8 protein-coding genes and 1 tRNA gene are annotated in these 9,270 nt (G+C 70.4%); 6 read left to right on the forward strand and 3 right to left on the reverse strand.

Annotated features, from left to right (window positions below; genetic code table 11):
• The coding region (locus tag ACWGIU_RS19700; RefSeq protein WP_453707501.1) for an NUDIX hydrolase at positions 1 to 512 on the reverse strand (512 nt) is incomplete at its 3' end.
• The gene (locus ACWGIU_RS19705) at positions 509 to 1,915 is read right to left on the reverse strand and encodes a zinc-dependent metalloprotease (RefSeq protein ID WP_453707503.1); all 1,407 of its coding nucleotides are present in this window, start codon (positions 1,913 to 1,915) and stop codon (positions 509 to 511) included. The genes ACWGIU_RS19705 and ACWGIU_RS19700, both read right to left, overlap by 4 nt.
• A 222-nt stretch (positions 1,916 to 2,137) precedes the next feature.
• On the opposite strand from ACWGIU_RS19705, the gene ACWGIU_RS19710 reads away from it, so the two are divergent.
• The 4 genes from ACWGIU_RS19710 to ACWGIU_RS19725 all read left to right on the forward strand — a co-directional run bounded on the left by ACWGIU_RS19710 (position 2,138) and on the right by ACWGIU_RS19725 (position 5,476).
• The gene (locus ACWGIU_RS19710) at positions 2,138 to 3,274 is read left to right on the forward strand and encodes an SDR family oxidoreductase (RefSeq protein ID WP_453707505.1); all 1,137 of its coding nucleotides are present in this window, start codon (positions 2,138 to 2,140) and stop codon (positions 3,272 to 3,274) included.
• 136 nt (positions 3,275 to 3,410) lie between these two features.
• Positions 3,411 to 3,872: a molybdenum cofactor biosynthesis protein MoaE gene (locus tag ACWGIU_RS19715; RefSeq protein WP_030010759.1), complete on the forward strand. Its 462-nt coding sequence runs from the start codon at positions 3,411 to 3,413 to the stop codon at positions 3,870 to 3,872.
• Positions 3,873 to 4,017: 145 nt separating this feature from the next.
• On the forward strand, positions 4,018 to 4,236 hold the full coding sequence (locus tag ACWGIU_RS19720) for a hypothetical protein (RefSeq protein WP_453707507.1): 219 nt from the start codon (positions 4,018 to 4,020) through the stop codon (positions 4,234 to 4,236).
• A gap of 136 nt (positions 4,237 to 4,372) precedes the next feature.
• Positions 4,373 to 5,476, forward strand: coding sequence for a YlbL family protein (locus tag ACWGIU_RS19725; RefSeq protein WP_453707509.1), 1,104 nt, complete (start codon positions 4,373 to 4,375; stop codon positions 5,474 to 5,476).
• 82 nt (positions 5,477 to 5,558) lie between these two features.
• Here ACWGIU_RS19725 and ACWGIU_RS19730 read toward each other — a convergent pair whose 3' ends face one another.
• Entirely contained in the window at positions 5,559 to 6,128 is a 570-nt protein-coding gene (locus ACWGIU_RS19730; protein ID WP_351153865.1) for a PPA1309 family protein, read from the reverse strand.
• Between the two features lie 130 nt (positions 6,129 to 6,258).
• On the opposite strand from ACWGIU_RS19730, the gene ACWGIU_RS19735 reads away from it, so the two are divergent.
• Positions 6,259 to 9,138, forward strand: a complete 2,880-nt coding sequence (locus tag ACWGIU_RS19735) for a UPF0182 family membrane protein (RefSeq protein ID WP_453707511.1) — start codon at positions 6,259 to 6,261, stop codon at positions 9,136 to 9,138.
• A gap of 48 nt (positions 9,139 to 9,186) precedes the next feature.
• A tRNA-Met gene (locus tag ACWGIU_RS19740) sits at positions 9,187 to 9,260 on the forward strand.
• Positions 9,261 to 9,270: the final 10 nt, after the last annotated feature.

Raw genomic sequence — 9,270 nt, forward strand, 5'->3', positions numbered from 1 at the left:
AGCGTCGCCTCCAGCAGCCGTACGACGGAGGTGTCGGCCACTGCCGCCACCTCCCCGTACGGGAACCAGCGCAGGTCCAGGGACTCCTCGCTGATCTCCGCCACGGCGCCGGCCGGGGCCAGCGCCGCGTACTGCACGTCCAGGTGCCAGTTGCACGGCGCCGGGATCGGATGCCGGTCCAGGCGCACCGGGCCGCCTTCGAGCAGCGTCAGCCCCGCCGTGATGCCCGACTCCTCGGAGGCCTCGCGCAGCGCCACGTCGGCGAGGGTGCGGTCACCCTCCTCGCAGTGGCCGCCCATCTGGAGCCACATGCCGAGCTTCTTGTGCAGGGTCAGCAGTACGCGCCCCCGCGCCGGGTCGATCACCAGCGCGCTGCCCGTGACGTGCCCGGCCCCGCAGGGCTTGTAGACCCCGTCCGGGTGGGCCGCCAGGTGCTCCAGGTACAGATCGCGCAGCTCCGGCTGGTCCTCGTACGCCTTCAGGACGAGGACCGCGTCTTCGTGCAGGCTCACTTCTTCTCGTCGCCGTCCTGTTCGCGCTTCTCGGCGGCCTCGCCGAGCATCTTGTCGATCTCGGAGAAGTCCAGCTGCTCGCGGTGCACGAAGCCGTCCGGGTCGTCCAGGTCGGAGGCCGTCGGCAGCATGTCCGGGTGCTCCCAGAGGCCGTCGCGGCCGTCCACCCCGCGCGCGTCCGTGAGCGAGGCCCACAGCCGCGAGGCGTCGCGCAGTCGGCGCGGGCGCAGCTCCAGGCCGATCAGCGTCGCGAAGGTCTGCTCCGCCGGGCCGCCCGAGGCGCGCCGCCGCCGCATGGTCTCGCGCATCGCGTCAGCCGAGGTCAGCCGGGGCTTGGCGGCCTCGTGCACCACCGCGTCGACCCAGCCCTCGACCAGCGCGAGGGCCGTCTCCAGGCGGGCCAGGGCGGCCTTCTGCTCGGGGGTGTCCTGCGGCTGGAACATGCCGCCCTGGAGCGCTTCCTGTAGCTGCTCCGGGTTGGACGGGTCCAGCTGGCCGACGACGTCCTCCAGCTTCGAGGTGTCGACCTTGATGCCGCGGGCGTAGCCCTCGACCGCGCCGAACAGGTGCGAGCGCAGCCACGGCACGTGGGCGAAGAGCCGGGCGTGGGCCGCCTCGCGCAGGGCCAGGTAGAGCCGCACCTCGTCCGAGGGCACGCCCAGGTCCTTGCCGAAGCCCTCGATGTTCAGCGGCAGCAGCGCGGCCTTCCCGGCCGGACCCAGCGGCAGGCCGATGTCCGTCGAGCCGACGACCTCGCCCGCGAGGGTGCCGACGGCCTGGCCGATCTGCTGGCCGAACATGGCGCCGCCCATGGAGCGCATCATGCCGAGCAGCGGGCCCGCCATGGCCTGCATCTCCTCGGGCAGCACGCCGCCCATGGCCGCGCCGACCCGCTCCGCGACCGGGTCCACGAGCTCCTTCCACACCGGGAGGGTCGCCTCGACCCACTCGGCGCGGCTCCACGCCACGGCCGTGGTGGCGCCCGAGGGCAGCGAGGTCACCCCGTCCAGCCAGTGGTCGGCGAGGCGCACGGCCTCCTCGACGGCGGACTTCTCGGCGATGCCGACGCTCGTGTCCTTCACGCCGTCCGCGGTGCCCTGCGCGACGGTCTTGCGGGCGATGTCCTTGGCCATGTCCCAGTTCACGGGACCGCCCTCGTAGCTCAGCATCTGGCCGAGCTGCTGGAATGCGGCGCCGAGGTCGTTCGGGTTCACCGAACCGAACATCGCGGCGAAGGGGTTGTCCGCTCCGGGAGCGCCCGCCCCGCCCGGCAGACCCATGCCGGGGAACCCGAAGGGATTCGCCGGGCCGCCCTGGCCGCCCTGGTTGCCCTTCTTCTTGCCATCGTCGCCGTTCTCCGGCTCCTCCGGCGGAAGGCCGAATCCGAATGGGGTGTCGCTCACGGGTTTCCTCGGCTCGTAGGGCCGCCGGCGGGAGCCGACGGGCAATGGTCCGACAACACCACCCAGCGTAGACACCGCGGCCGCATACGGGCTCGGTGCTCCGCCGACTCCTGGGCTGCGGCAGGATGGACATCACCTGGTGGGTACGCGTCACGGCGCGTCCCTACTGAAGACAACCGCTGGAGACGCCCGGTGAGTTCCCCAGATCCGCAGTTTCGCGCGATGCCCGACGACGAAAACAGCTCCGAGCACGGTGACAGCGCCCCCGGCGTTCGCCAGCCGCGAAACCCGGAGGGTGCCCGCCGCCGGAGCCCGGTGATCGCCGTGACCGGCGCCGCCTCGGGAGTCGGCGCGGCCCTCGTGAGCCGTCTGGCCGCCTCCGACGAGGTCAAGCAGGTCGTCGCCATCGACGAGCGACGCGGGGACTGCGCGGCCGCGCAGTGGCACATCCTCGACGTACGGGACCCCGCGATCGCCGAGAAGCTGCGCGGCGCGGACGTCGTGGTCCACCTCGCGCTGGACCTCGACCTGGAGACCGACCCGGCCGCCCGTACGGCGTACAACGTGCGCGGCACCCAGACCGTCCTGACGGCCGCCGCCGCGGCCGGCGTGCACCGGGTCGTGCTCTGCACCTCGGCGATGGTCTACGGGGCCCTGCCGGACAACGACATCCCGCTGTCCGAGGACTCCGAGCTGCGCGCCACAGCCGAGGCCACCGGCGTCGGCGACCTGCTGGAGATCGAGCGCCTCGGCCGCCGCGCCCCCCGCGCGCACCCCGGACTGAACGTCACCGTGATCCGTCCGGCCGTCCTGGTCGGCGGCACGGACACCGCCCTGACCCGGTACTTCGAGTCCCCGCGGCTGCTCGTGGTCGCCGGATCCCGCCCGACCTGGCAGTTCTGCCACGTGGACGACCTGGTCAGCGCCCTGGAGTACGCCGCCCTGGAGAAGGTCGAGGGAGAGCTGGCCGTGGGCTGCGAGGGGTGGCTGGAGCAGGAGGAGGTCGAGGAGCTGAGCGGCATCCGCCGCATGGAGCTCCCCTCCGCGGTCGCCCTGGGAGCGGCGGCCCGGCTGCACCGGATCGGCCTGACCCCGTCCCCGGCCGGGGACCTCGCCTACACGATGCACCCGTGGGTGGTCAGTGTCAGCGGGCTGCACGCGGCGGGCTGGCGGCCGCGGTGGACGAACGAGGAGGTGCTCGCCGAGCTCCTCCAGGAGGTCTCGGGCCGCCACACGGTCGCGGGCCGCCGGCTGGGCCGCAGGGACGCCGCCACGGCCGCCGGTGCGGCCGGCGCGACGGTGGCCCTGCTGGGCGCGGCCGCGGCGGTCCGCCTGGCGCGCAAGCGGCGGGGGCTCTGACCCGGCCCGCGGCACCTGCGGCCGGGCGGACCGAGGGGTTCCACGGGCCCGCCCTGTAGGAGGCTCCCAAGGCGGCGCCCGCGACCCGGGCGAATCTGCTATTTCGCCGGGTCAGCGGCTAGGGCACGATGAAGGCATGGCACCGCACTTCGACCACCCCGGTGAGCAGGCCGCTTCGGACCCGATCCGGCTGCTCCAGATCCGCGAGACCGCCCTGTCGATCGACGAGGTCTTCCAGGCCGTCGGCGACGACGCGTCCGGCGGTACGACGCTCTTCGTCGGCACGGTGCGCAACCACGACAGCGGCGCGGACGTCGACTCGCTCGGCTACTCCTGCCATCCGACCGCCGAGGCCGAGATGCGCCGCGTGGCCGAGCGCGTCGTCGCCAAGTTCCCGGTCCGCGCCCTGGCGGCCGTGCACCGCGTCGGTGACCTGGCCGTGGGCGATCTGGCCGTCGTCGTCGCCGTGTCCTGCCCGCACCGCGGCGAGGCCTTCGAGGCCGCCCGGATGCTGATCGACGACCTCAAGCACGAGGTCCCGATCTGGAAGCACCAGACCTTCAGCGACGGCACGGAGGAGTGGGTGGGGGCCTGCTGAACCCCCGGTCACGGAGCGCCACCCGGAAGGCGGTAGCCTCGCACCCGTTCGGCCGCGCAACACGCCCTCGATTTGCGTAACCCCCCCACGGGCACGAGCGTTGAAGCCACCAACGAAACGTACTTCGGGGTAGGGAGGCAGGCCCATGGCGTCTTTGGCGTGGTTGCTGATTCCGCTGTTCGCCGCGATCGGAGCGGCGATATGGGGCAGCTGGGCGGCACGCGACCGCACACAGGGTGACATATCCGAGCTCGCGGGTTACGCGCGATTCCGCGAAGCCATGTCCCATGCCGATCAGACCAGGGCGAAGGCCGACGCCCATTCCGGCCCGTCCGCCCACTCCGCCTCCTCCGACGCCGTCTGACGCCGTATGACGCTGCGCGTCCGGCCCGCTCCCGTCCGCCGCCGTCGATGAGATTCCGCTGAGAGTTTCGCGTGCGGGTCCCGTCCGGACCGGCCCCGAGGGTCGTCCGTCAGGGCCGTCCCGTACTGTCGGATCCATGCCACGCCGCACCGCGACGATGCTCGCTTCCACCCTGGTGCTGTTCGCGCTGCTCTGCGCAGGGGTGTTCATCAAGGTCCCGTACTCCGAGATGAGCCCCGGCCCCACCGTGAACACGCTCGGGGACTCGCACGGCGCGCCCGTCCTCAACATCGCGGGGCGCAAGACGTACCCGACCAGCGGTCACCTCAACATGACCACGGTCCGCGTCACCGGTGCGGACTACGACATGAGCCTGGTGGAAGCGGTCTACGGGTGGCTGGCCGGCGACAACATCGTCGTCCCGCACGAGAACCTCTACCCCAACGGGAAGACGGAGGCGGAGTCCACCCAGGAGAACGCCGAGGAGTTCAGCCAGTCGCAGCAGAGCGCCAAGGTGGCGGCCCTGAAGCAGCTCGGCATCCCGGTCACCGCCCGGGTGATCGTCTCCACCGTGGTCAAGGCCAGCCCCTCCGAGGGCAAGCTGCACGCCGGTGACGTGATCAAGTCCGTGGACGGCGCGGCCGTGACCGCACCCGAGGACGTGGCCAAGCTGGTCACGCTGCACAAGCCCGGCGAGCCGGTGGAGTTCACCGTCGTGCCCGCCAAGGAGGCGACCGAGGCGGCGAAGACCGGCAACGAGAACCCCGCCACCTCGAAGGTGACGATCACCGCGGGCAAGGCGGAGGGCGACGGTCACGCCATCGTCGGCATCCGGGCGGGCACCGACCACACCTTCCCGTTCACGATCGACATCAAGCTCGCCGATATCGGCGGCCCGAGCGCCGGGCTGATGTTCGCCCTCGGCATCGTCGACAAGCTCACCCCGCAGGACCTGACCGGCGGGAAGTTCGTCGCGGGCACCGGCACCATCACCGACGAGGGCAAGGTCGGTCCCATCGGCGGCATCCAGATGAAGACGATCGGCGCCCGCCAGGCCGGCGCCGAGTACTTCCTGACGCCCGCCGAGAACTGCGCCTCCGCGGCCTCCCACGTGCCCGACGGGCTGACCCTGGTCAAGGTCTCCACCATCGGCGACGCCACGAAGGCACTGGAGAAGATCAGCAAGGGTGACACGGCCGGACTGCCGCAGTGCACCGGCCAGGAAGTGTCCGCAAAGTAGCGCCGGCCGCCCGGCGCCCGGGGCAGGCGGGACTTCGCGGACCCGACCCCGGCCCCGGCCGCTTCGCCCTGACGGGCAGGACCTACGAGAAGGTCGCCGCCAGGGCCTCCGCCAGGCCGGGCACCAGACCCGCACCGGTGAGGACCTCCGTCGAGGAGTCCTTCTCGCGCAGCCGTACGGCCGACTCGCGCGAGCCGTCGCGCAGCACGGCCACGGTGAGGCGGACCTCCTGCCGCTCCGGGTGCCCGGCGACCCACTTCGACAGCTGCTTGTCGTTCAGTCCCTCGGGTACGGAGGCCTCAGCGGACGGCGGCAGCATCAGGCGCTCCACCGTCAGGGCGCAGCCGACGACGGCGTCGGGCCAGGCGATGGTGCCGAGGAACTTGTCGAGCGGGGTCCCCTTCGGGACCTCGTCCTGCTCGATGGGGGTGAGGGAGGACTTGCCGGCGTCGTCCTGGTCGAGACCGAGCTGGCCCGCCAGCCGCGGCTCCTGCTTCTTGAGCCGGGCGGTGTCGACGAGGGCGAAGAGCCGTGCGGGCTTGTCCCAGCCGAGACCGGCCGCGTACTCGTCGATCTCGAGGCAGGCGCGGGTCAGCGGACTGGCCGCCATGGGGGTGCCGGGGGAAGGCGAAAGGTTGGACATGGGCAACATCCTGCCTCCTTTCCATCGATTACCGGGAACTGACCGAAGCCTCAGTAAGTTGCATGAGTGGGCTCTACGATCGGGGGCCCGTTCATTACCAGACTCAGCGACTTTCGAGGTGCGCACCTTGGCTTTCCAGATGCCGGACCGCGGCGGAGGCCCCTCCGGGCCACGGATGAGAGTCGGCCGCCCCTCCCGGCGGTCCCGAACTCTCCTGATGACCTTGGGCGTGCTGGCCGTCCTGGCCATGCTCTTCATCATGTTCGCGGGCTTCTGGACTGACTGGCTCTGGTTCCGCTCCGTGAAGTACTCCACCGTCTTCACCACCACCCTGTGGACCAAGATCGGCCTGTTCGCCGTGTTCGGTCTGCTCATGGCCGGTGCCGTCGGTTTCAACATCTGGCTGGCGTACCGGCTGCGGCCGCCGCTCAGCGCGATGTCGATGGAACAGCAGAGCCTCGACCGCTACCGGATGAGCATCGCCCCGTACAAGAAGTGGCTGCTGCTCGGCATCGCCGTGCTCGTCGGCCTCATCGCGGGCGCCTCGGCGGCCGGCCAGTGGAAGACCTGGCTCATGTACGTGAACGGGGTGACCTTCGGTACGAAGGACCCGCAGTTCCACATGGACGTGTCCTTCTACACCTTCGACCTGCCCTGGTACCGCTTCCTGCTCGGCTTCGGCTTCGCGGCCGTCGTGCTGTCGGTGATCGCCGCGGCCGTCGTGCACTACCTCTACGGCGGACTGCGCGTGACCAGCCCGGGCGCCCGGGCCACCGCCGCCGCCACCGGACACCTGTCGGTGCTCCTGGGCCTGTTCGTCACGCTCAAGGCGGTCGCCTACTGGCTCGACCGGTACGGTCTGGCCGTGAAGTCCAGCGACTTCAAGGCCGCCGACAACTGGACGGGCCTGCGCTACGTCGACGCGAACGCCTACCTGCCGGCGAAGACGATCCTCGTCGCGATCGCCGCGATCTGCGCCGTGCTGTTCTTCGCGACGCTGTGGCGCCGCACCTGGCAGCTGCCGGTCATCGGCTTCGGCCTGATGGTGCTGTCGGCGATCCTGATCGGCGGGCTCTACCCGGCGATCGTGCAGAAGTTCCAGGTCCAGCCGAACGAGCAGGCCAAGGAATCCCCGTACGTCCAGAAGAACATCAAGGCCACGCGCGACGCCTACGGCATCGCCGGCTCCGAGGTCACGGACTACCCGGGCGTCCCGCAGACGGAGGACCGGAGCAAGCTGCGGCCGCAGGCCGACACCACGGCCAGCATCCGCATCCTCGACCCGAACATCGTCTCGCCGGCCTTCCAGCAGCTCCAGCAGGTCAAGGGCTACTACGCCTTCCCGTCCACGCTCGCCGTGGACCGGTACAGCGGCCAGGACACGGTCATCGGGCTGCGCGAGCTGAACATCGGTGGCATCCCGAAGAACAACTGGATCAACGACCACTTCAAGTACACGCACGGCTACGGCGTGGTCGCGGCCAAGGGCACCACCGTGAAGGAGGGCGCCCCCGACTTCACCCAGTCCGACCTGCCCTCCAAGGGTGTGTTCGGCACGGACTTCGAGCAGCGCATCTACTACGGCGAGCAGACGAAGCAGTACTCGATCGTCGGCGGGCCGCAGAAGGAGCTCGACTACTCGGACGACAAGGGCGAGAAGGAGACGAGCTACAAGGGCGACTCCGGCGTCAACCTCGCCAACCCGGTCAACCGGGCCGCCTACGCGCTCACCTTCAACGAACCGCAGATCCTCTACTCGGGCGCCATCGGCGACGGTTCGCGGATCCTCTACAACCGCACGCCCAAGCAGCGCGTCGAGGCCGTCGCCCCGTGGCTGACCATCGACGGCGCGCCCTACCCGGCCGTGATCGACGGCCGGATCAAGTGGATCGTCGACGCCTACACGACCACCAACGGCTACCCGTACGCCTCGCGCACCACGCTGGGTCAGAGCACCGCGGACTCGCTGACCAACAGCCAGCGCGCGGTGGTCGCCCAGGAGAACCAGGTCAACTACATCCGCAACTCGGTGAAGGCCACCGTCGACGCGTACGACGGCTCGGTCGACCTGTACCAGTGGGACACCGCGGACCCGGTCCTGAAGACCTGGATGAAGGCGTTCCCGGGCACGGTGAAGCCCAAGGCCGACATCGCCAAGCCGCTCATGGACCACCTCCGGTACCCGCAGGACCTCTTCAAGGTCCAGCGCGAGCTGCTGACCCGCTACCACGTCACCGACCCGCAGACCTTCCTCAGCGGCAGTGAGGCGTGGGCGGTCCCGGACGACCCGACGACCAAGGCCGGTACGGCCGTTCCGCCGTACTACCTGTCGATGAAGATGCCCGGCCAGAAGGAGAAGGACCAGGTCTTCTCGCTCACCACGACGTTCACGCCGAACGAGCGGCCCAACCTGAGTGCCTTCATGGCGGTCAACGCCGATCCGGGCACCCCGGAGTACGGCAAGATCCGCATTCTGAAGATGCCGACCAGCAAGCCGCCGGACGGCCCCGGCCAGGTACAGAGCAAGTTCCAGTCGGAACCGAAGATCGCCGAGTCCATCCGCCTGCTGCGCGGTGGTGACTCGGAGATCGAGTACGGCAACCTGCTCGCGGTGCCGCTCGACGGCGGGATGCTCTACGTCGAGCCGGTCTACGTCCGCAGCTCCGGCCTGAAGTACCCGCTGCTGCGCAAGGTTCTCGTGACCTACGGCAACCAGACCGCCTTCGAGGACACGCTGGAGAAGGCGCTGAACGTGGTCTTCGGGGCCGAGGCGCCGACCGTTCCGGTGCCCCCGGTCCAGCCGCCGGGCGACGGCACGGTCACGCCGCCGACGGCCCAGGACCCCACGGTCAAGGCGGCCCTCGGCGACGCGCAGAAGGCCATCGAGGATGCCGAGAAGGCCAGGCAGGCCGGTGACTGGGCGGCCTTCGGCAAGGCTCAGGACGAGATCAAGGCGGCGCTGAAGCGCGCGATCGAGGCCGAGGCGAAGCTGACGACGCCCACCCCGGCCGGCCAGTGATCAATCGGTAACGGGTCACCCCGCGTCGTGATACTGTGGTTTCACCGACGCGGGGTGGAGCAGCTCGGTAGCTCGCTGGGCTCATAACCCAGAGGTCGCAGGTTCAAATCCTGTCCCCGCTACTGAAGGCTC

This window comes from Streptomyces sp. NPDC054840 (assembly GCF_053611065.1).

Excerpts from the sequence above, each read along its gene's own strand:
- ACWGIU_RS19725 (WP_453707509.1), top strand. The coding sequence starts at position 4,373 with ATGCCACGCCGCACCGCGACGATGCTCGCTTCCACCCTGGTGCTGTTC.
- ACWGIU_RS19730 (WP_351153865.1), bottom strand. The coding sequence starts at position 6,128 with ATGTTGCCCATGTCCAACCTTTCGCCTTCCCCCGGCACCCCCATGGCG.
- ACWGIU_RS19715 (WP_030010759.1), top strand. The coding sequence starts at position 3,411 with ATGGCACCGCACTTCGACCACCCCGGTGAGCAGGCCGCTTCGGACCCG.
- ACWGIU_RS19720 (WP_453707507.1), top strand. The coding sequence starts at position 4,018 with ATGGCGTCTTTGGCGTGGTTGCTGATTCCGCTGTTCGCCGCGATCGGA.
- ACWGIU_RS19710 (WP_453707505.1), top strand. The coding sequence starts at position 2,138 with ATGCCCGACGACGAAAACAGCTCCGAGCACGGTGACAGCGCCCCCGGC.
- ACWGIU_RS19735 (WP_453707511.1), top strand. The coding sequence starts at position 6,259 with ATGCCGGACCGCGGCGGAGGCCCCTCCGGGCCACGGATGAGAGTCGGC.